Annotated in this window: 23 protein-coding genes and 1 rRNA gene; 8 read left to right on the top strand and 16 right to left on the bottom strand. The window is 45.7% G+C overall.

Features of this window, described 5'->3' with window-relative positions:
- Window positions 1–243 precede the first annotated feature (243 nt).
- The 5 genes from recQ to lptB form a co-directional block, all read right to left on the bottom strand.
- Window positions 244–2,469 carry a DNA helicase RecQ gene (recQ, locus tag C7379_RS03575; protein ID WP_116616127.1) on the bottom strand — a complete coding sequence of 742 codons (2,226 nt, stop codon included), beginning with the start codon at window positions 2,467–2,469 and terminating at the stop codon, window positions 244–246.
- Between the two features lie 54 nt (window positions 2,470–2,523).
- The gene (gene clpX, locus C7379_RS03570; protein WP_116616067.1) at window positions 2,524–3,768 is read right to left on the bottom strand and encodes an ATP-dependent Clp protease ATP-binding subunit ClpX; all 1,245 of its coding nucleotides are present in this window, start codon (window positions 3,766–3,768) and stop codon (window positions 2,524–2,526) included.
- 1 nt (window position 3,769) lies between these two features.
- Window positions 3,770–4,471, bottom strand: coding sequence for an ATP-dependent Clp endopeptidase proteolytic subunit ClpP (gene clpP, locus C7379_RS03565; protein WP_116616066.1), 702 nt, complete (start codon window positions 4,469–4,471; stop codon window positions 3,770–3,772).
- A 296-nt stretch (window positions 4,472–4,767) separates the two neighbouring features.
- Window positions 4,768–6,123, bottom strand: a complete 1,356-nt coding sequence (gene tig, locus C7379_RS03560) for a trigger factor (RefSeq protein ID WP_116616065.1) — start codon at window positions 6,121–6,123, stop codon at window positions 4,768–4,770.
- Window positions 6,124–6,236: 113 nt separating this feature from the next.
- Window positions 6,237–7,088, bottom strand: a complete 852-nt coding sequence (gene lptB / locus C7379_RS03555) for an LPS export ABC transporter ATP-binding protein (protein ID WP_116616126.1) — start codon at window positions 7,086–7,088, stop codon at window positions 6,237–6,239.
- Window positions 7,089–7,496: 408 nt separating this feature from the next.
- Here lptB and C7379_RS03550 point away from each other — a divergent pair, with 408 nt between their 5' ends.
- Complete coding sequence (locus tag C7379_RS03550; protein WP_116616064.1) at window positions 7,497–8,255, top strand: MlaE family ABC transporter permease; 759 nt, start codon at window positions 7,497–7,499, stop codon at window positions 8,253–8,255.
- Between the two features lie 29 nt (window positions 8,256–8,284).
- Complete coding sequence (locus C7379_RS03545; protein WP_116616063.1) at window positions 8,285–9,046, top strand: ABC transporter ATP-binding protein; 762 nt, start codon at window positions 8,285–8,287, stop codon at window positions 9,044–9,046.
- 774 nt (window positions 9,047–9,820) lie between these two features.
- On the opposite strand, the gene C7379_RS03540 is transcribed toward C7379_RS03545, so the two are convergent.
- The 7 genes from C7379_RS03540 to C7379_RS03510 all read right to left on the bottom strand — a co-directional run bounded on the left by C7379_RS03540 (window position 9,821) and on the right by C7379_RS03510 (window position 14,929).
- Window positions 9,821–10,213, bottom strand: a complete 393-nt coding sequence (locus C7379_RS03540) for a hypothetical protein (protein ID WP_116616062.1) — start codon at window positions 10,211–10,213, stop codon at window positions 9,821–9,823.
- Between the two features lie 72 nt (window positions 10,214–10,285).
- The gene (gene der, locus C7379_RS03535) at window positions 10,286–11,599 is read right to left on the bottom strand and encodes a ribosome biogenesis GTPase Der (protein WP_116616061.1); all 1,314 of its coding nucleotides are present in this window, start codon (window positions 11,597–11,599) and stop codon (window positions 10,286–10,288) included.
- Window positions 11,600–11,764: 165 nt separating this feature from the next.
- The gene (gene era, locus C7379_RS03530; RefSeq protein WP_116616060.1) at window positions 11,765–12,646 is read right to left on the bottom strand and encodes a GTPase Era; all 882 of its coding nucleotides are present in this window, start codon (window positions 12,644–12,646) and stop codon (window positions 11,765–11,767) included.
- Between the two features lie 90 nt (window positions 12,647–12,736).
- On the bottom strand, window positions 12,737–13,756 hold the full coding sequence (locus C7379_RS03525) for a beta-ketoacyl-ACP synthase III (protein WP_116616059.1): 1,020 nt from the start codon (window positions 13,754–13,756) through the stop codon (window positions 12,737–12,739).
- The gene (gene rpmF / locus C7379_RS03520; protein ID WP_081935257.1) at window positions 13,756–13,941 is read right to left on the bottom strand and encodes a 50S ribosomal protein L32; all 186 of its coding nucleotides are present in this window, start codon (window positions 13,939–13,941) and stop codon (window positions 13,756–13,758) included. The genes C7379_RS03525 and rpmF overlap by 1 nt, the downstream gene beginning before the upstream one ends.
- Before the next feature lie 21 nt (window positions 13,942–13,962).
- Complete coding sequence (locus C7379_RS03515; RefSeq protein WP_116616058.1) at window positions 13,963–14,490, bottom strand: YceD family protein; 528 nt, start codon at window positions 14,488–14,490, stop codon at window positions 13,963–13,965.
- 115 nt (window positions 14,491–14,605) lie between these two features.
- Window positions 14,606–14,929 carry a hypothetical protein gene (locus tag C7379_RS03510; RefSeq protein WP_165815017.1) on the bottom strand — a complete coding sequence of 108 codons (324 nt, stop codon included), beginning with the start codon at window positions 14,927–14,929 and terminating at the stop codon, window positions 14,606–14,608.
- Between the two features lie 559 nt (window positions 14,930–15,488).
- On the opposite strand from C7379_RS03510, the gene C7379_RS03505 reads away from it, so the two are divergent.
- The gene (locus tag C7379_RS03505; protein WP_116616125.1) at window positions 15,489–16,364 is read left to right on the top strand and encodes a DMT family transporter; all 876 of its coding nucleotides are present in this window, start codon (window positions 15,489–15,491) and stop codon (window positions 16,362–16,364) included.
- A 20-nt stretch (window positions 16,365–16,384) separates the two neighbouring features.
- Here C7379_RS03505 and C7379_RS03500 read toward each other — a convergent pair whose 3' ends face one another.
- The 3 genes from C7379_RS03500 to C7379_RS12680 all read right to left on the bottom strand — a co-directional run bounded on the left by C7379_RS03500 (window position 16,385) and on the right by C7379_RS12680 (window position 18,318).
- Window positions 16,385–17,614, bottom strand: coding sequence for a sensor histidine kinase (locus C7379_RS03500; protein WP_116616056.1), 1,230 nt, complete (start codon window positions 17,612–17,614; stop codon window positions 16,385–16,387).
- Window positions 17,615–17,784: 170 nt separating this feature from the next.
- Window positions 17,785–18,129, bottom strand: coding sequence for an outer membrane beta-barrel protein (locus tag C7379_RS03495; protein ID WP_116616055.1), 345 nt, complete (start codon window positions 18,127–18,129; stop codon window positions 17,785–17,787).
- A 33-nt stretch (window positions 18,130–18,162) separates the two neighbouring features.
- Window positions 18,163–18,318, bottom strand: coding sequence for a hypothetical protein (locus C7379_RS12680; protein WP_165815015.1), 156 nt, complete (start codon window positions 18,316–18,318; stop codon window positions 18,163–18,165).
- A 715-nt stretch (window positions 18,319–19,033) separates the two neighbouring features.
- On the opposite strand from C7379_RS12680, the gene C7379_RS12675 reads away from it, so the two are divergent.
- From C7379_RS12675 to C7379_RS03475, 5 genes are all read left to right on the top strand, one after another.
- Window positions 19,034–19,204 (top strand): hypothetical protein, encoded by a 171-nt coding sequence (locus C7379_RS12675; RefSeq protein WP_165815014.1) that lies wholly within the window; start codon window positions 19,034–19,036, stop codon window positions 19,202–19,204.
- A 19-nt stretch (window positions 19,205–19,223) separates the two neighbouring features.
- A complete protein-coding gene (locus tag C7379_RS03490; protein WP_116616054.1) occupies window positions 19,224–19,523 on the top strand; it encodes an SWIM zinc finger family protein in 300 nt (99 codons plus the stop codon).
- Window positions 19,499–20,098, top strand: coding sequence for a DEAD/DEAH box helicase (locus tag C7379_RS03485; RefSeq protein WP_243406701.1), 600 nt, complete (start codon window positions 19,499–19,501; stop codon window positions 20,096–20,098). Before C7379_RS03490 ends, C7379_RS03485 begins: the two co-directional genes overlap by 25 nt.
- Window positions 20,099–20,162: 64 nt before the next feature.
- Window positions 20,163–21,377, top strand: coding sequence for an MFS transporter (locus C7379_RS03480; protein WP_116616052.1), 1,215 nt, complete (start codon window positions 20,163–20,165; stop codon window positions 21,375–21,377).
- Between the two features lie 19 nt (window positions 21,378–21,396).
- Entirely contained in the window at window positions 21,397–22,197 is an 801-nt protein-coding gene (locus tag C7379_RS03475; protein WP_116616051.1) for a uroporphyrinogen-III synthase, read from the top strand.
- Between the two features lie 70 nt (window positions 22,198–22,267).
- Here C7379_RS03475 and rrf read toward each other — a convergent pair.
- A 5S ribosomal RNA gene (gene rrf, locus C7379_RS03470) occupies window positions 22,268–22,361 on the bottom strand; the annotation flags it as partial.

Raw genomic sequence — 22,361 nt, 5'->3', positions numbered from 1 at the left:
ATAGCAATATTTTCGCATATTCAGGTTCCATTTCGTTTTTTTCTTACTGCTTTAAAGCTATTTAACGCCAATTATATTTCCGCGAGTTATCAAATAGAAATTCACATGAAATAAATATTTTAAGCAAAGAATAACAAAATTTCATAGCCCGATTATCCAAAACGATGACTGCGACATGCGTCTGTCACAAGATAAACAATTATTAAGACAGTTTGTCAAGTCTCACTCTGAGAAAAAACAGCCTTAATTTCCTTCTTCCGACAAAAATTTGATGAGCACCAAACGTGCCTTTTGTTCAGCCGTCAAGCCATCTTCGTCGTCATATATATCAGCCTCGTCGATGGCTTCATCAATATCGTCCGTCTCGCTTTTACGAAAATACTCGTAGATATCGGCTATCTCGTCAGGGTCAACCACCCCGTCATCGTCTACGTAATAACTGATATTAACTTTCATCCCACTGTTTACGATAGACTCAATCTCGTCCAACAATTCGTCAAACTCGTAGCCTTGATCGGCGGCTATTTCATCCAATGGAATACGCTTGTCTATCAGTTCTATTATTTTTAGTTTCTTTTGCGATTTATTTGGCAGACTAATCACACGCATCATGTCCGTGCGCTGAATATCGTTCTCTTCACAATAGCGTTTGATCAAGTCTATAAATTCTTTTCCAAACTTTTTGGCTTTACCTTGCCCTACGCCTTGAATTTGAAGCAGTTCGTCCATGGTCACGGGATAAGTAGTGGCCATGAGCGTTATCGATATATCTTGGAATATGACATATGGTGGAAGATTGTGCTTACGGGCAACAGCTTTTCGCAACCCTCTCAACAGCTTGTAGAGTTTGTCATCAAGTGCGCTGGAGTTACCACCTGAGGCATCTTCCGTTTCATCAAACTGTCTATCAAGCACTACATGAAACGGTTTCGGTTTTTTGATGTATCCAAGTCCTTCTGGTGTCAATGTCAAAAAGCCATAATTTTCCACATCTTTGTAAATATAATGCGCTATCATGGCCTGTCTGATCACTGGGTTCCAAATAGATGGCTCACGCTCATTGATCTCCATTCCCGACCCAAATTCAGCCAATTCGTCATGCTCATGGCGCACGATATTATCTGTGGCACGACCTCTAACGAAATCGATAATATACGCTTGGTCAAAGTGTTGTTTCACCGCTTTAATGGCACGTAACACCACCAGCAAGGCATCTTGGGCATCGATAGACTTTTGTGGGTGCGTACAATTATCGCAGTTTGCACAATTATCCTTGGTATATTCCTCTCCAAAATAGTGCAGCAAGAATTTGCGTCGACATACCGAAGTTTCAGCGTAAGCCTTAGTTTCCTCAAGCAACTGGCGCCCTATCTCTTTTTCTGCCTCACCTTTATTATCAGTGAATTTCTCCAATTTTTTCAAGTCTTTGGGCGAGTAGAACGCTATACAACGCCCCTCTCCGCCATCTCTGCCAGCCCTACCCGTCTCTTGGTAATAACCCTCAAGACTTTTGGGGATGTCATAATGGATGACAAATCGCACATCCGGTTTGTCAATTCCCATGCCAAAAGCGATAGTTGCGACTATCACATCTATATCCTCGCGCAAGAAATCGTCCTGCGTCTGCGTGCGAACCTCGGTATCGAGTCCTGCATGATATGGAGCCGCTCTAAACCCATTTATCTGTAATTTCTTAGATAGCTCCTCCACCTTTTTGCGCGACAAGCAATAGATAATGCCACTCTTGCCCTCACATTGCTTTAGGAAACGGATTATCTGGCTATCCGCGTCTTCCTCGCTATTCTTCTGCCTTACCTCATAATATAGGTTTGGTCGGTTGAACGAGCTTTTAAAATCCTTGGCATTCAAAATACCCAAGCTTTTCTTAATGTCCATGCGCACCTTATCGGTAGCCGTGGCAGTAAGTGCGATAATGGGCGCTCGCCTTTCATTTCTAAGTGTGGCAATTTTTTCTATTGTAGGGCGTATATTGCGGTATTCAGGCCTGAAATCATGTCCCCACTCTGAAATACAATGTGCCTCGTCTATAGCATAGAAAGAAATTTTGAACGACACGAAGAAATCCAAGTTGTCCAACTTGTTAAGCGATTCTGGGGCCACGTATAGCAATTTGGTTTTCCCACTATGCACATCTTTCACCACTTGTGCCACGGCGGCCTTGTTAAGCGAAGAGTTCATGAAATGCGCCACACCATCTTGCTCGGTCAAACCATTGACAACGTCTACCTGATTTTTCATCAGTGCGATCAAGGGCGATATCACTATAGCTGTGCCTTCCATGAGCAGAGAGGGCAACTGATAGCACAAACTCTTGCCACCACCCGTAGGCATCAGCACAAACAAGTCGTCGCCATCCATCAAATTTTTTATGATGGATTTTTGATCGCCTTTGAAATTATCAAAGCCAAAAAACAGTTTTAACTTCTCTATTAAATAGTCTTTGTTCATCATATCAGATAGATGCGTCATACCACAAGCCACCAAGGATACCCATAAGAAACGTCACGCAGACTCCAATTTATGCATATGCGCCTTGTCAATCTGGCTCTTTGCGTAATCAAGTGTCACCTCAAATTTCTTGATGCGCCTTGATGGCACATCAAACATGGCATCCATGACCACGGCCTCAACAATAGAACGCAGCCCACGAGCGCCAAGTTTATATTCCACAGCCTTGTCCACTATAAAATCCAGCGTATCGTCAGTGAATGTCAGCGCGATACCATCCATGCTGAAAAGTTTGACAAACTGTTTGATAATGGAATTTTTTGGTTCTACCAATATACGTCTCAAAGCCTTACGATCGAGTGGCTCCAAATAAGTAAGCACAGGCACACGACCAATAAGCTCGGGTATAAGCCCAAACGATTTAAGGTCTTGGGGCAAGATATACTTCATAAGATCGCCCTTGTCGATATTGCGAGCGTTCATTACGGAGTTGTAACCCACTACGTGCGTGTTGAGCCGTTGCGCTATCTTACGCTCTATTCCATCAAAGGCTCCGCCACAGATGAATAGTATATTTTTGGTGTTCACGTGTATGTAATCTTGGTCAGGATGCTTGCGTCCACCTTTGGGTGGCACATTAACCATGGTGCCCTCCAAGAGTTTGAGTAGACCTTGCTGCACACCCTCCCCACTCACGTCACGGGTAATGCTGGGATTATCGCTTTTGCGCGCTATTTTATCAATCTCGTCTATGAAGACGATGCCACGCTCAGCAGCCGCCACGTCATAGTCGGCCACTTGCAACAATCTGCTCAAAATGCTTTCCACGTCCTCACCCACATAGCCAGCCTCTGTAAATACCGTGGCGTCGACAATGGTGAATGGCACGTCGAGTAGCCGAGCTATCGTGCGAGCCAGCAAAGTTTTGCCAGTACCCGTAGAGCCCACCATGATGATATTGCTCTTTTCTATCTCCACTCCATTATCGTCCTTGCTCTGTTGCAAACGCTTGTAATGGTTATAAACAGACACGGACAGATAGCGTTTTGCCTCGTCTTGTCCTATGATATACTCATCAAGATAAGCCTTTATTTCTTTAGGCTTAGGTATTTTTTTTGTGGGTTTATAGGTGTGTGGAGCATCAGGGTTCGTCACGTCTTCGCCCCATACTCCACTTTGCTGGACAATCTCATACGCCTGTGCGGCACAATCTTCGCATATGTATCCACTAAGTCCGGTTATAAGTAGCTTCACGTCATTTTCAGTTCTCCCGCAAAAGCTACAAGCTTTCTTTGGCATATTATTCGTCCTTTATGTCTTCTTGTTCTTTTTTCACTTTCTTACGATTCATCACAGAGTCTATCATGCCATACGCTTTAGCTTCTTCTGCGTTCATCCAGTAATTGCGATCGCTGTCTTTCCAAACTTTGTCATAAGGCTGATGCGAATGCTCGGAGATGATCGTGAACAGCTCTTTCTTGAACTTCAAAATCTCTCGCGCCTCTATCTCTATATCCGAAGCCTGTCCTTGCACTCCACCAAGCGGTTGGTGTATCATCACGCGGCCATGCGGTAGCGATGAGCGTTTGCCCTCGGCGCCGGCCACTAACAGCACCGCGGCCATCGACGCGGCCATGCCTGTACAGATCGTTGTCACATCGCTCAAGATAAACTGCATGGTGTCGTAAATACCCAAACCTGCCGTGACACTACCTCCAGGCGAGTTGATATATATGGAAATATCTTTGCCCGCGTCTGTAGAATCGAGAAAAAGCAACTGCGCTTGCAACGTGTTGGCAGTGTAGTCGTCTATCTCGGTGCCGAGAAAGATGATGCGATCCATCATCAATCGGGAGAACACGTCCATCTGTGTCACGTTCAGCTGGCGTTCCTCAAGAATATATGGGTTGAGGTAGCGGTTTTGCGCTTTTATCACATCATCCACGACCATACCGCTCATACCTAAATGTTTGGTTGCGAATTTTCTAAAATCGTTGTTCATATTTTATTTCTTGTTTGTACTAAGAAATCACGATAAATGTTTCTTCTTACTATGATTTATAACACAAAGATAACAAAAAAAGTCGATATTGACCTGATTAGCCTTATTAAAATTCTTAAAAAATCTTTTCTAACGATAAACTCTCTACACGAATGCTCACATAGCCCAAGAAGCCATAGCACCTTGACCACCAACGCCTCACCTGGCACATGCAACTGGTCTTGATACTATGGCTCCTCAGCATACTCGCCTTTAGGCAGAGTTTATCCAAATATCGAAAGGGTATTGTCGCCGTGTTACTCCTCGGTCATCTTCTGAAAATCATCCAAAGATATTTTTTTCTTATTAAGTTTCACCACTGGTTTGACAGCCTCCACAACTTTGACATCGGCAGCCCGGTTAACAAAGTTGTGTCTGGTGTCTTCTTTTTTTAGCAGATTCTCGGCGTATTGTTCCACGTACATCTCTGGCACATCGTTCATGCCATACTGTGCGAATTGCATGCGAGCGGTCTCTATCGCGGCGTTCTTCACATCGTCATCGGTCACCTTTACCTTCAATTGCTCTGCCAATTGGCTACGCATCAAATCCCAAGAAAGCTCCTTTAGACTCAACTCATAGTTCTTTTCTATGGCTGCCTCATCCTTGTCAGTGTTTCTTTGTTTTAATATACGCTTGAGCAGAGCATCGGGATAGGTTAGGGCACCCACCTTGTTCTCAACGTATTTACGCAAGTCAAGCAAGAATTTATAGTTAGACTCATGCTCCAATTGCTTCTTCAACCCATCCGCGATTTTCGCGCGAAAGTCTTTCTCATCTTTGACATTTCCAGCTCCATACACTTGGTCAAACAGCTCCTGATCAACTGCATGATCCTGCATACGGTCTATATTTGTGATTTGATAACTGAAGTCGCCAGCATATTGCTCAGCCTCTTCTTTTTTCACTTTCAAGAGAGCGGCCACCTCCGTGATGCTGTCTGGATACGCTTTTTTAGGATTAAATGTGATGATATCACCCTTTTTGGCACCGTCAAAGATTTTCTTTTGCTCATCCACCTTGATATATTTAGGCATTATCACGGCATCCTCTACGGTGAGACCTTCCTCCTTGGTGTTACCCTTGTCGTCAAGTTCACGCATGTCGCCTTTGAGCAAATCTCCATCTTGATACTCTTCCACGCTCACATTCTTACCCATACGCGCGGCAAACATTTTCACTTGTTTGTCCACAAGCTCATCGTCCACCTGTATGTCATAGTAATCTATTTTATCCTTGTTCGTAAGCTCAACCTTAAACTCTGGCGCAATGGCAATATCAAACATGAATGTGTAAGGTGGTGCCGCCTCTAAATCTTGCGCTTCTTGCTTCTCAGATCCTAAGGGCTCACCAAGCATCTGTATATTGTTTTCGGAGATATATTTCTCGATCTCGTTTCCAAGCAGCTTGTTGACGGCATCCATCTTGATCGCTGAGCCAAATTGGCGTTTAATCATGCCCATAGGAACCTGTCCCGGACGGAAGCCTGGCACATTGGCCTTCTTGCGATATTCCTTTAGTGTCTTCTCGACATCTTCCTTGTAATCGTCTTCTTCTACGGTGATCGTCAGCAAACCGTTGATTTTGTCAGGGGCTTCAAATGATACTTTCATTTCTAATTTTTATTATTTTAATATTTGTATTTCTTAAAGGGGATTATTGCGATTTTAAAGCGCAAAGTTAGCCATATTTGATGAATATGCCTAATATATATAACTAAAAATTATTATTTTTTACTATACAATTCATTCAGCAGAGATTTTCTTGACTCTTCGGCGACGGCTCGATCTTCCTCGTTCGACTGGAACTTTCGATAAACAAAATTATCGCTCAGATAGTTCTTGCGCACCACCTCGTTAGCCGACAACACCTCTGGGCTACCTTGAAAAAGGATGCGCCCCTCAAAGAGCAGATATCCGCGATCCACGATGGAGAGTGTCTCCTGCACATTGTGGTCGGTTATCAAGATTCCAATATTGCGATATTTCAGTCGCCACACAATGTGCTGGATATCCTCCACAGCGATAGGATCGACGCCAGCAAAAGGCTCGTCGAGCATGATGAATTTTGGATCTATGGCCAAACAGCGAGCTATCTCCGTGCGTCGCCGTTCACCTCCCGAGAGCCTGTCACCCTTGTTTTTTCGCACTTTATTGAGGCGAAACTCGTCGATTAGGCTTTCCAGCTTGGCCAACTGCTGTTCACGGCTCATGTCTGTCATTTCCAATACAGACATAATGTTGTCCTCTACGCTCATCTTGCGAAACACGCTGGCCTCTTGTGGCAAATAGCCTATGCCAGCCCGCGCACGCTTATAGACTGGATATCCTGTTATATCCTTGTCATCGATAAACACTTTGCCAGCATTGGGAATGATGAGCCCTGTGGTCATATAGAACGACGTGGTCTTGCCGGCGCCATTAGGTCCAAGCAATCCAACAATCTCTCCCTGCCTAACATTGAACGTCACTTGATCAGCCACTGTACGCCGACCATATCGCTTCACCAATCCCTCGGCACGCAGCTCTTTGTGTTTCAATTTCTCACGCAGCAGCTCGTCAACCTCCTCGGGCGTCATATTATCAATATCAAGACGCGCGTCACGGTCTTGTTCCGATTCTGACATCAGATCCTGCGAAGCTGCCTGCATGTCGTCTTCTAATGTTTTTATTGTTTCAGACATAGATTTTTACACTTTCAGTTTTAGCGTATTGCCTATCAAACTGTCTCATACGCCATATAGCACAAACCCTTTTAAATAAGTGTGTGGCACATGGAAACGTATGAACATCACGTGTTCATCGACACCATACCGCCGCCAAACGCACAAGCATGCCACCGCCCGCAATGTTCGGGAACACAAAGGTTTGAGATGCAAAAATACTAAAAAAACATCTAATCTACGTTGTTATTAATAAAAACTATTAGAATAGTTGTAGTTTTTAAGAGGAATTTGGTTACTTTTGCATCTACTAAGCAAGTACAGATGTTTGTCATTCACATACTACACAAGTATCTCAGCACCGTAGGTAGTTACCTCATCCTTATGGGGCGAGTGTTCTCACGCCCTGAACGACTCAGGATGTTTTACAAAAGATTTATCAAAGACATGTCCCAACTCGGTGTCGACTCTATTGGCATCGTATTACTTATCAGCTTCTTCATTGGTGCCGTCATCTGCATTCAGATGAAAGTAAACATCCAGAGTCCATGGATGCCGAGATGGGTAACGGGCTATGTCACGCGAGAGATAACCTTGCTCGAGTTTTCCAGCTCCATCATGTGCCTCATACTTTCTGGCAAGGTGGGCTCTAACATCGCCTCCGAATTAGGCACGATGCGTGTTACCCAGCAGATAGACGCACTCGATATCATGGGAATAAACTCTGCCTGTTATCTCATCTTGCCCAAAATATTGGGATTGTTGGCCATCATGCCTTTTCTCGTAATCATCTCTATGGCCATGAGCACTGTAGGTGCATACGCCACCGCATACATTGGACACATGATGCCACCAGAGGACCTCACCGCAGGTATGACCCATTATTTCAACCAGTGGTATGTGTGGATGAGCATCATCAAGAGCTTGTTTTTTGCTTTTATCATCGCCAGCGTTTCGTCCCATTACGGCTATACCGTCCAGGGAGGGTCCGTAGAAGTGGGCGAGGCATCTACCAAAGCTGTGGTGAGCAGCAGTGTGCTCATCCTGTTTTCAGACGTATTTCTCACACAATTACTCTCATAGAAAGCCTGCTTAAAAGTCATCTTGCAAACATGATTGAAGTTAAAAACCTTACCAAGTCTTTTGAGGATAAAACCGTTCTGCGAGACATCAACGCCACGTTCCTCACAGGAAAGACCAACTTGATCATCGGCCAAAGCGGGTCGGGGAAAACCGTATTGGTGAAAAACATTGTCGGACTGCTTGAGCCCACCCAAGGTGAGGTGATATACGATGGGCGAGATTTTGTGACAATGACCAAGAAAGAACGTGTGCTAATGCGCCGAGAGATGGGCATGATCTTTCAGAACTCCGCGCTGTTCGACTCTCTGTCGGTGCTTGAGAACGTGCAATTTCCGCTCGACATGTTCTCCTCCAACACTTACCGCGACCGTGTAAAAAGAGCACAAGAATGTCTTGACCGGGTTAATCTCATAGATGCGGAAAACAAGTTTCCGGGTGAGATTTCAGGTGGCATGCAAAAGCGCGTAGCCATTGCGAGAGCTATTGTACTTAATCCCAAATATCTTTTTTGTGACGAGCCCAACTCTGGGCTCGACCCCAAAACATCGCTCGTCATTGATAATCTGCTGTCAGAAATCACCAAAGAATTTAACATGACAACCATTATTAACACCCACGACATGAACTCAGTGATGGGTATCGGCGAAAACATTCTATTCATTTACAAGGGGCGAAGTGAATGGCAGGGCAACAAGGACGAGGTAATGGAAGCCACCAACAAGCGGCTGAACGATTTTGTCTTTGCCAGCGACCTTTTCCAAAAGGTGAAACAAGTGGAGAATGACGACTAAAAGAAAGGTGGCATAGCCAACGATTGGGGTACGACCAATGAACCGAAAGGGTTATAGCCACAACGCCACAACACACCCATTGACACATTTTGCCGCGCCCACGTAGTGAGCGCACTTCGCATAGCAATACGACACACGCCACAAACAAGAAAAGCAGACGCAAGGAAAGTTTAGCGATCGAACCTATAGCAAGTTTTGAGAAGCACACGCACAAGCAACCAAAATGTAAAAAAAACAGTCGTAAAAAACAATCTTGTTTATTCATCATTATAGAGAAGGAATAAACTTGTTTTGGCCCATTCGCATGAAAATAAATCGCAAAAATTATGATATTTCAACGTGCAGAAACTTCGAGCTGTCACGAATAAGTATTAAACGCGCTCCCTTTAGGGCCTATACGCTCAACGTTTAAACCTTTATCGCACTGCAATTAGGTATCCAACGACACGTCAATAAGCCTTAAACGCAAAACATTTTGAAAACTATGATGGCGACAACAACGCAAGAAAAACATAACAAGGTTATGATTAGGGCGTTACAAAAAACTCGCAATTTTAGATTATTTTCGAGCCATCAACTTAGATTTTGCAAATAGCGCAAGGAGCAGAAGGGTTTTGTCGTGATTTTTCAACGTATTTTTCTCAAATCCGCCAAGTGTTGCCATACGAGCAAACAGACTAAAGAAAAATCGTCAACAACTCAACAATAAAGAACTGGAATATCAAGCCACGAACGTCAACACGCATCCAAACGAATAGCAAAGGCATATCACGCTCAACGCATATACCAGACATCTTTGTTTTCAATCATAGGCACTAACACTTCCTCGGTGGTGCTGTCTCCATAAACAAAGATAAGAAACACGTTGGCCACATGGCGAGCGGTATCGACAGTAGCAGTAGCCACGCGTACCTCTTTCAATCCTTTGTGGGCGGCTTGCTGCTCGCCCACAAACATTTTGGCGTTCGCAATGAGTTGCTGGCGATAGGCCGGAGGTATGGCTTCGGGTTGATACCTGCCATCGACAAAATCTTCGTATTTGCCTTGTATCAACCAGTCGTAGTACACTTTTGCGGCTCGTGCGGCTCGCTCCTCAGGGACGGGACCATCGCTACAGCTCCAACAAGCCGCACATGTGGCAAGTATCAAAAATAGTATTTTCCTCACTCTAAAACAGATTTTATGGGGGCAGACTTTCGTTTGGGATGCTCGAGCAACGTGCAGGTCGCCGTGCCAACCCTATTTTTTTCTGACAAACACATGGATGGGACATCCGTGCATGGGCCAATGCTCACGTATCTTGTTTTCGAGAAAACGACGATAGTTCTCCTTGACATATTGCGGCAGATTAGCATAAAACACGAAAGAGGGTATCTGCGTGTTGGGCAACTGCGAGCAATATTTTATCTTGATATATTTGCCCTTGATAGATGGAGGTGGCGTTTGCTCGATAATGGGAAGCATCACCTCGTTGAGCTTGGTAGTTCCCACGCGGGATGTACGGTTGAGATAGACCTGTTTGGCCGTCTCAAGCACCTTGAATATGCGCTGCTTGGTGAGAGCAGAGGCGAAGATAATGGGGAAGTCGGTGAATGGGGCCATGCGCTCCCGGATGGCACTCTCAAACGTCTTGATTACTTTTTGGTCTTTATTCTCCACCAAGTCCCACTTGTTTACCACTACGACCAAGCTCTTTCTGTTACGCTGTATGAGCTGGAAGATGTTCATGTCTTGCGCCTCTATGCCACGCGTGGCATCGATCATCAATATACATACATCGCTGTTCTCTATGGCGCGGATGCTGCGCATCACACTGTAAAACTCCAAGTCCTCGGTCACCTTGTTCTTGCGACGTATGCCAGCTGTATCAACAAGATAAAAATCAAAGCCAAACTTGTCGTAACGGGTATAAATACTGTCGCGCGTGGTGCCCGCTATCTCGGTCACGATATTGCGTTCCTCGCCTACAAAGGCGTTTATCAAGCTCGACTTGCCAGCGTTGGGCCTGCCCACGACAGCGAAGCGCGGTATATCATCCAGCGGCTCCTCGTTGGCCTCAGAAGGCAGTTTCTGTATGACAAGGTCGAGCAAGTCGCCCGTACCACCGCCCGTGGCAGCGCTCACGCAAACAGGGTCGCCCAAGCCAAGCTTGTAAAACTCGGCAGCCACGTATGCCTCACCACTATTATCCACCTTGTTAGCCACGAGTATCACAGGCAGCTTGGCGCGGCGCAAGATTGCCGCTACATCCTCGTCCCAATCGGTGAGTCCTGTCTCCACATCCACCAAGAACAGCACCAAGTCGGCCTCATCAGCCGCTATCTTCACTTGCTGGCGTATGGCACCCTCGAAAATATCATCAGATTTCACAACCCATCCACCCGTGTCTACGACCGAGAACTCCCGATCATTCCAATTGCATTTGCCATATTGGCGGTCGCGAGTGGTGCCAGCCACATTGCTAACGATGGCTTGACGCGACTGGGTGAGACGGTTGAAAAGTGTAGACTTGCCCACATTGGGACGTCCTACGATTGCTACTAAATTTGCCATATCTATATCAATATTAAAGGGGTTGTTCTTAAAACAGGAGAAAGCACTCCAGAGAAGAGAGAGAAGTTGGGTAAGTTTAAAAGTATGATAAGTATAATTACAAGGATGAACAATGTCTTCCACTTCTTTCTCTACACTTACCTTACCTCATTCCAAGAAAAAGATTTATCGCGGATTGTATCCGAAATGGTCCAACTCTTTTTGAGAGTTTCGCCAATCCTTGTCAACTTTGACAAACATCTCGAGAAAAATTTTCTTGCCAAAAAAGGTCTCCAAACTTTTTCGCGCCTCTGAAGACACACGTTTTAGCGCAGTGCCTTGATGCCCAATGATAATGCCTTTCTGCGAATCGCGCTCCACATATATCACCGCATTGATACGTATGAGGTTTTCGCTCTCTCGAAATTGTTCAACCAACACCTCTACCGAGTAAGGTATCTCCTTGTCGTAATAACGCAAAATTTTCTCGCGAATGATCTCCGAGACAAAGAATTTGGAAGGTTTATCCGTGAGCTGGTCTTTGTCAAAATAAGCTGGGCTTTCGGGCAACAGCTCAACAATACGCTTCATCAGAATATCAATACCAAACTTGTTTTGAGCCGAGATCGGCAAGATTTCTGCGTTAGGGAGTAGAGCGTGCCACTTCTCCACAATATCACCAAGATGCTGTTGGTCGCTTTCGTCTATTTTGTTGATAAGTAAAATCACCGGGATAGTCATGGTCTTGACCTTGTTCAAGAACTCAATGTTCTTTTCCGGGTTCTCCACTACATCGGTGACATAGAGCAGAATATCCGCATCCGCAAGCGCCGACTCCGAGAAAGCCAGCATCATCTCTTGCATCTTGTAGTTTGGTTTCAACACCCCAGGCGTGTCAGAGAATACTATCTGTGTCTCTGGTGTGTTCACAATGCCCATGATGCGATGGCGCGTGGTCTGTGCCTTAAAAGTGGCTATACTTATTTTCTCGCCAACAAGCTGGTTCATCAGCGTCGACTTGCCCACATTGGGATTGCCCACAATATTTACGAAGCCTGCTTTGTGCATATCTTTTATGGTATAGAAAAATTGGAGAAACAATAAAAAAACGCATGATTCATGAGACTGAAGGATGCGTTTTCTTATAGTTTAATTTACTTATTTTACACCAGAAACAGCCGCTCCGTCATATCCCCATTTATAATAAGAGGCTCCATGAACGAAACCGGCTCCAAAAGCCGTCATGATGACATTGTCACCTTTTTTCAACTTAGACTCATAATCCCACAACGCCAAAGGTATGGTGGCGGAACTGGTGTTGCCGTAACGATCAATATTAATCATCACCTTCTCTATAGGTATCTCCGCACGCTTGACAACGGCCTCGATAATCCTTAAGTTGGCCTCGTGGGGCACCACCCAATTCACATCATCAGCACTCAAGCCATTGCGCTTGAAAATCTCGCCAACGTCATTGCCCATATCGGTAACAGCATGGCGAAAAACATTGCGCCCTTCTTGATATATATAGTGCAAATGATGATCCACCGTGAAATGAGAGGGAGGGCAAACGCTACCACCTGCTTTCATGTGTAAGAAAGGAAGGCCTTTGCCATCTGTGCGAAGGAAAGAGTCTTGAAAACCGACCCCTTCTTCTTCGGTCGCCTCTACCAATACCGCTCCAGCACCATCGCCAAAAAGAACGCAAGTTTGGCGATCGGTGTAGTCAACAACAGACGACATCTTTTCGGCCGAAATCACGATAATCTTCTTATAGCGACCACTCTGAATCATCGCTGATGCGGTGTCCATAGCGTAAAGAAATCCGCAACAAGCGCACGACATATCAAATGCGTGCGCATTTTTCAAGCCCAACTTTCCCAACACAATGCTTGCCGTGGAAGGAAACGCATAGTCAGGAGTGGTAGTGGAAAGGATGAGTGCATCTATAGTGTCTGGATCAACGCCTGTCTTTTGCATGAGTTGCTTGGCGGCTTTACGCCCCATGTAACTGCTTCCGAGCCCTTCTTCCTTGAGGATGCGGCGCTCTTTGATACCCACACGTGTGGTGATCCACTCATCATTGGTATCTACCATGCGAGACAGTTCCTCGTTAGTGAGAACATAGTCGGGCACGTAGCCACCCACACCTGTGATTACAGCGTTAATCTTGCCCATTACTCCGCAGCTTCCTTGACGATAGCGACTTTACCACGATAATATCCGCAAGTGGGGCAGACTGTGTGATAAACATAGTATGCGCCGCAGTTGGGGCAGATGGCCAGTGTTGGGGCGACCGCCTTATCGTGAGTTCTTCTCTTAAGAGTACGTGTCTTTGACTGTCTTCTTTTAGGATGTGCCATAATACTTTAATGTTTAAACTTTTATTCTGTAATTTTTATTTTTCTTAATGCTTCCCATCGAGAGTCCACAGCCTTATCACCATCACCAACGCCGCTTCGGGCAGCCGAATGTTCTTCTAAAACTTTCATCATGGCAGGGTTGCATTTTCCAGGTGCATGCACGTGCCTGAGTGGGATGCTGAGCTCTATGAACTCGTAGATGTACCATGCCACGTCGAGTATTCCTTCGTTCTCGGCTATAAAGACAAGGTTGTCATCGTCAGAGCTGCCTTCGCCAAGCTTGGCCGTGAGATGATCGCGAGTGTCAACCACTTGTTCCATGTCGTCCAAGCAGATGTCACACGGTATTACGACCGAGCCTTTTGTGTGAAAATTAATGTCAAATAATGACCCGACACAATGAATGTCAAGCGTGCAGCGCAGTTTTCCTCTTTGCACCACGGGAGCACCTATGGCCTCAAAGTAGGTATCATCCAGGTCGTACTCGAGAACATTGTCTCCCTCAGCCAACCGTTTCAGATCTATTTTAAACTGCTCTAAATAAGACATCTCCACACTTTGGGCTGCAAAGTTACGATTTTTTTCTGATAAATAACTATCTAATCGCAAAAAATAATGATAATAAAATATTATTCATACTCCTTTAAGAATAGTATGCCAAAGGCTATTTTAAAATTCTATCTACAGATAATAGGATAAAGTTTATTTTCTCAACATCTCTTTTTGTTACTGTAAGTCGCTTTGCTCTATCTAACAATTTCTTTGCAGATTTGAGTTTGTCATATAGCAAAGGTTCTATATCTTTAGGACTAAAATAAGATAGTTCACGCACAGGTTCCACAGCTTGGACGCTTTTTGCAAGCATAAGGATTGGCACAACACCCTGCAATTGTTCAACCGTCATGGAACGAATATCGATTATATCATCTGTTTGGATTGTCAGAGAACTACTTTGATTACCTTTCTTAGACGCTGCCATAGCTGCCATAACAGGCGATTTTCCGATTATAGTTTCTATGTATCTCCACATTTTTATTACGTCCTTATTCGTAACTTTCTTGCCTGCTTTTACGCTCTCAAATACATTATGGTGTCTCAAGAAAGCGAATGTGTAACATCATTGAGATGATTTGGCAAATGTAATGATAAAAAACAAAAAAGCATAGCATTACGTCGCTTAATGTGAATTATGATGGAGTTTGTCAATTAGTGTTGTCACTTTGCGAGATTTTACCTTGAACTAACAAGTACCAAATTGTCCAAGCAGCTTGACTTGCTATATGGCCAAGTTTACATATGCCTTCTCAGAATAGATATAAAAAATGTTATCGTATCATATCGGATAATTAAGAAAAAAAACAACAAAAGATAATTATAGTATCTTTCTCGTATTGTTCCAAATCATCAAATAGGCTTAGCGCCCCAAAAATATTGCCAACAGCATTGGTCATTATGCTTTTTAATTATACCTTTGCACCCCGAATAATAAATGATGACATTAAATGCCTGTACACTATGCACATTGTGTAGAGTGCGGGCCAATAAAAATGAGCTCACGAGTTAAAGGATTTATCGCAGGTGTTCTTGCTGCTGTTTTTTATGGTACCAACCCATTAGGCGCGCTACCGCTCTATGCTGACCATATCACGTCGGGCAATGTGTTATTTTATCGTTACGGCATCACGATGCTACTTTTTGCCGCATGGATGCTGTTGAAAAAAGAAAACTTCAAGATTAGGCGGGGGCATGCCATCAAGTTTGCCATCTTAGGGGTACTCTTCGGCTTGTCGTCGGCAACGCTTTTCATGAGCTTCCACTTCATGAACGCAGGTGTAGCGTCTACCATTTTGTTTTCCTATCCCATCATCACGGCCATGCTCATGGTGGTGTTCTATCACGAGCGCGTCACATGGATCACCACTTTTGCGTTGGTGTTGGCCATCACGGGTATAGGATTGTTATATCGTGGCGATGGCGGCGAGCCACTCAACATCACTGGCGTGATATTAGTTTTAGCCTCCTCTTTGTTTTACGCCCTCTACATCGTGTATGTTCACCAGTTCAAAACAGAGATGTCGGTCGTGAAATACACCTTTTGGATCATTGCGTTTGGATGGCTGACCATCATCGGATATATGATTTTCGCGGGCGACCCACTACAAACACTCAATACGCCTAAACAATGGCTCTGCGTGATACAATTGGCCGTGTTGCCCACATTGCTGTCACTATATTTTATCAATGTGTCCATCCAACTCATTGGCAGCACCCCCACGTCCATCCTTGGCGCGCTCGAACCCGTCACGGCCGTTGTAATCAGCACGTTCGTCTTTGGCGAAATTTTCACATGGCGATTGGCCTCAGGCATCGTGCTAATACTCACGGCGGTCATCCTCATTATATTGAGAAAGCAACCAGCGTAAGCCATGACGCCCGCGACAAACTAATTTTTACGAGCCATTGCGCCATCGCGGCCCTTGTTATCCATGAGCGGCAACTCCACGCGAAAAGTAGTGCCACGCCCCACCTCGGAGTTTTTCACCCATATACGGCCATCGTGATACTCCTCCACGATACGTTTGGCCAACGACAATCCCAACCCCCATCCTCTGCGTTTGGTGGTAAATCCAGGTTTGAACACATTGCGCACGTCTTTTTTCTTGATGCCGCGACCGGTGTCGCTCACCTCTATGACAGCCTTGTCGCCACGCTCAAAAACGCGGAGCGTGATGGTGCCGTTCTCACCCCCCATGGCATCCACGGCGTTTTTGCACAGATTTTCGATAACCCACTCAAAGAGAGAGCTGTTCAATTTGACCATGACCCGATGCTGGGGAAAAACTGTTGATATAGTGACCCGATGCGAGGTGCGTCTGTTCATATAGTCCACCACGCGCTCCACCACCTCTTGCAGGCTGGTGGGCACCGGTTCAGGTTTGGCGCCTATCTTCGAGAAGCGGTCAGCGATAAGCTCCAAGCGCTTCACGTCCTTACTCATCTCAGGTATAAGCGGGTCCTCTGGATAGGTCTCGCGCAGCACGTCCGTCCATGCCATCAAGCTCGATATCGGCGTCCCCAACTGGTGGGCCGTCTCTTTGGAAAGACCCACCCACACCTTGTTTTGTTCAGCACGCTTAGACGACAAGAGCGCGAAGAGAGTCACCGCGACAAAGATAAGCACCACGCCCATTTGAGCGAAAGGATAGATAGAGAGCCGTTTCAAAATGAGCGACTCGTCGTAACACACATCGATAAAATCGTTCGCTCGTACCTCGTCGTGACGGCTGGAGGCGCCTGACAGTTTGATGCGAATGTTCTGATGGCGCATGAGCAGCTGCCTGCCTATTTTTTCAGCCTGCCTAAGGCTGTCCTGATAGCTATCGGCCGTCAGCTCAATGTTGCGAAACTCGGTGGCGCGCCCATTGGCGTCGAGCACCACCACCGGTATGTAATTGTTGTCGTTGAGCACCTTGAGCACCAAGTTCAAGTCGGTATTCTCGTCGGCATTGCTTAGCGTACGCATGGCCTCGGCCCACACCTCCATCTTGCGCTGCTCTTGTTCTCGCAGGTCGCGCGTCAGATAATGAGACACCAACAATGACCCCACGGCAATCGTGATTGCCGCCATAACGAGCAGAATATTGACACGCCTGATTTTATCGGTCCATTGCATAACTGTCTATACAACGCAACATCTACCCGTTTATTGTGAAGCAACAACGCCAACGCCCCACCTTGCCTACAGAGATCATGGTCGGTGGTTATCGTCGCGCATACGGCGGCAATGATGGCGAATAGTGATCTTCTCTTATATGTTAGATTGGTTAATGGTCCATTTGTTGACTACCAAACGTAGGCCACTCCTACTTGTAACAGCGTCCGGTCGTAGTTTTTAACGTATCGGTATTTTGCCTCGGCAAAACCCTTTAGTGTTGGAGTGAAATAATATTCATATCCCACGCCGAGATCAAAATTGAGATTGCCTTCAGAGTCGTCCGAATAGTCATCAGGTAGAATGTCGACACCAGCGGGCTTCTCTATCACATTGTTCAACTTCATGATGGAATACCCCAAACCCAAAATGGGATAAACTCCCATCTTAGGCGTCAATGCGAACACATAGTTGAAGTCTGTGCCAAACTCAATAAAGCTGGCGTTGTTTTGTTTGAAGAAATAGTCGACGAAGATGCTGCCCCGAAATTCATCACCAAAAAACTTTTGCTATTTCAAACCGGCGCCACCATGGTTGTAAGTGCCACTTGTTCCATAATTGGCCGTGGCTCCGAACGCAAAGGTTCCAAAATCTGTCTTGATCTTAGCGTTTGTTGACATGCAACAAGCAACTATGCAAATGAATGCTACAAATAGTCTTTTCATGCGATATGTTTTTTTATAATAAAAAAACAAAATTTATGATAGACGCTTCACGTTTTTACATATAAAGAAAAAAAGTCAGTGTAAAATTAAGGAATAATATTGGATATTTCTGTTTTTTTCGCATCTTCTAACCCTATTTTGTTTTGCACTGCTAATTAGGATTAGCGGTCAAGCATCAAGCGCGGAATTACAATTGATATTTAGCAAGCAGTCAGATAGAAGAAACTAAAAAAAATTGACAAAAGCCCTTTCATGCTTCGCGTATTTCCGTGCAATTTACTTCTTGATGGCAAATACGCCAAGCATTTGAGTTTTCCGCATATAACAGAAAAACAACACTTTACAGTGATAAAAGAAACATTTCTTCAAATCAGTTTTCAAACTCGCCTTGCCTTTAGGCCTTAAAGGGGATGCCTTTAGGTTCTATTGGCACCACGATTAAGTCTCAATCACGGCATAAAAAAGGCCTAAACGCCACAGCTTTAGGTATCAATGGCCAAACGACAACGAAAAACAAGCACTGTCTTACGAAAAAGATCGGCAGACAAAAGCCTTTTTAACTTCTAAAACAACGACCCGAGCCACGTCGTTTTTGTGATAAAATATTTTACACACCCTGTACTAAACCATAAAAAACGAACGTGGCAAGCAGATATTTTATAAGTCTACAGTCGCGGTTTGCGGGTTAAAAATCGTACCTTTGTCGCATGCTGTCATGGACCTGTCACAAAAGACAAGAAAACCGTCGTCATCCATAGGCATACATGGCCACCGTTTCTTGGCGAGCTTGTGGCGGCCCGCTGGAGGAACGGGGCAAGCGCGCGCCAAGATCTCGCCTCCACTCATGGAACAACGCAAGGCACTGACAAGCAGAGAAACCATATAAAATTATTACCATAGCAACGATGGCAAAAAATTTTGGAAAAACATGGTGGGGAAGCGAATGGCTACAATCGCTACAGCATATAGACTATGAAAACCGCATACCACGTGGCGCGAGATACGCCCGCAACGGCTACGTACGGAGCGTGAGCATTGATCATGGGGCGATAAGCGCCAAGGTGGACGGCAGCCGCCCCACCCCATACAGAGTGGCGGTCAAGGTAAAAGCCTTCGCGGACAAAGAAAAAGAGGCTCTTATAGACGACATATTAGAACACCCTTCAAGCGGCAAGGATTGGTGCTGCAAATGGTGCTGGCGTTGAAACAGATATGCAACCACCCTACGCAATACCTCAAAAACAGAGTGATGGACCCATCGCTGTCCGGCAAAACAGAGATGCTGTTAGACATCGTCTCGTCTATTTATGACAGCGGCGAGAAAGCTCTCATCTTCACGCAATACACTGAAATGGGCGACATGTTGCGGCATTTTATAGCCGAGACAACAGGCGCCATGCCAATGTTTCTGCACGGTGGATGCTCCATCAAGCAACGCAAGGAAATGGTGGACAGGTTTCAGGGCGACCGATCGAACCGCATATTAATTCTGTCGCTCAAGGCGGCGGGCACCGGCCTGAACCTCACGGCGGCCACGCATGTCATACATTATGACTTGTGGTGGAATCCGGCAGTGGAGGCGCAAGCCACTGACAGGGCGTACCGCATAGGGCAAAAGCAGAACGTGATGGTGCATCGGCTCATCACGCGCGACACGTTCGAAGAGCGCATTAACGACATGATAAACGAGAAACGAGCTCTCGCCGACATGACAGTGGCGGTGGGAGAAAGCTGGATTGGCAAGTTGAGCAACAAAGAACTGCGGGAGCTGTTCGTGTAGGACAGGCCACGCGGCAAAGCCACGGCCAAACGCACGAGACAAAAACAAATACCATTGACAATAGATGAAATCAGAAAACAACAAAAACCGACTGCTCTTAGGAACTTTTTTTAGCCTATACATAGCGCAAGCCGTGCCAATGAGTTTCTTCTCAACGGCACTGCAAGTACTGATGCGCGAGCAGGCGTTTTCACTCACCACCATCAGTTTGCTGCAATTAATCAAGGTGCCTTGGATTCTGAAATTCCTGTGGTCGCCCCTCGTCGACCGCAAGTGCATGACAGTGAAAGACTACAAACGCTGGATAATATCGTCCGAAGTGGTCTACGCCGCGCTCATCCTCGGGGCGGGACTGCTGAATTTGGAGACCAATATCCAATTAATCATTATCTTGGTTTTTCTGTCGCTCGTCGCCTCGGCCACGCAGGATATAGCGACAGACGCGCTGGCCATACTATCCACACGCAAAGAACAGAAAAGCTTCGTGAACGGCATGCAGTCGATGGGCAGCTTCGGCGGGAGCTTGTTGGGAAGTGGCATACTGCTAATAGTGATGCACCACTACGGCTGGAACGTTGTGACACAATGCTTGAGCGTGTTTGTGCTCTTGGCGCTCATACCACTATTGACGAACAAGAAGATGAGGCTTGTGCAAGAAAAAGAGCCGTCGCACAAAGCCAAATGGAATGATTTTATATGGTTTTTCGGCCGCAAGGAGGTATATCCACAGATAGGTTTCTTGCTGCTTTATTATGCCAGCATCATGGGCCTGCTATCCGTGACAAGGCCCTACATGGTAGACCTTGGTTACGATATGAAAGAAATCGGCGTGCTCAATGGCATCATTGGCATATCGGCGGCCATGCTCGTGAGCTACCCAGCCAGCATGCTGATAAGGCGATGGGGAACGGAAAAGGCGAAAATAGCTTTTGCGGCGTGCATACTGTTAGCAACCATTTATTTCGCGTTCATGTCGATGGGTATCCCCTCCAAGACGGAGTTGGTGGTTGGCATCGTGTTTCTCTGGATTTGCTATGGCATGGGTACGGTGGTGGTGTACACCTCTTCGATGTACATCGTGCGCAAGGGCGCGGAAGGGACCGACTTCACCATACAGATTGTCATCACGCATACCAGTGGGTTGCTCATGGCTATCGGTAGCGGAAAGATAGCTGACCTTGCTGGTTATAGCGGCCTGTTCTGCATGGAGGCGGGCATTGCCACCATCTCCTTGTTATACGTCATCTACTTCTTCATAAATTCGAAAAAAAATATATAAAATGTAATCCTTTGACAAAATGAACAGAAAGTTATTAATCACAGCTCCCATGCATTACAGCCAGAGGCTTCTAAAGGCCTTTGAGAGGTACAAGGACAGGGTAGACGTATTGCATATACCGATGGTTGAGTCTACATTTGACAACACCAGTGAGCAAATGCGTGAATTGTGCGACAACCTTGACAAATATGATTTTGTCATTCTGCTCAGCAGGAAAGCCATCGAAAGTATGCACTTTCATTGGCACAATCGCAAGGAACTGGGAAGCGCGCGTTTCCTTGCCATTGGCAAAGACAATGACTACATGCGCGAGTTGATGGGAGTTGAGCCACCTTTTGTGTCGACGGAGCCCAGCCCTATGGGCATAGCCAAAGAGTTGGAGCGGCGAGATATGGCGCGAGGCAAGCTCATGGCAGTGGTGGGGCCGGCATTCAAGGAAATGGAGGAACCTCGGACAGTACCGGATTTCTTGGACGAACTTGAGCGTCTTGGCGCAAAAATCAAACGCTTTGGCGCATACCTTAACATGCCGACGGAACTGCGTCTGCGCAAAAAAGCATATGAATTGATTAAGAATAAAGATTTGACCGGCATAGCTTTTACAAGTGGCAGCGAAGTTGTCGCGTTCAGCGATGGTCTGAAAGAGGTTTATGGAAAAGATGCTCACAACCTCCTGGGCGAGCTTACATTATGCTATTTAGGCCCCTATACAGCCAAACAAGCGAATTTAATCGGCCTAAAAACGGACATCGTCTCAACGTGCTTTAACTCTTTTGACGATTTCACGGCGTATCTGGCAGAAAATGAAAAAAGAAGTTAACTGTCCGTCAAAACATGTTGAACATAATGAAAAAAGCCCTCAAGACATAATATCCTGAGGGCTTCGTTGAAAAAGGCGGCTACCTACTCTCCCGCATTGCATTGCAGTACCATCGGCGCAAGCGGGCTTAACTTCTCTGTTCGGAATGGGAAGAGGTGGGACCC

Origin of the sequence: Hallella colorans, from assembly GCF_003096815.1 — a bacterium.
Classification (GTDB): Bacteria; Bacteroidota; Bacteroidia; order Bacteroidales; family Bacteroidaceae; genus Prevotella; species Prevotella colorans.
The sequence above is the reverse complement of the archived record's forward strand: the minus strand, read 5'-3'. Positions and strand labels throughout refer to the sequence as shown.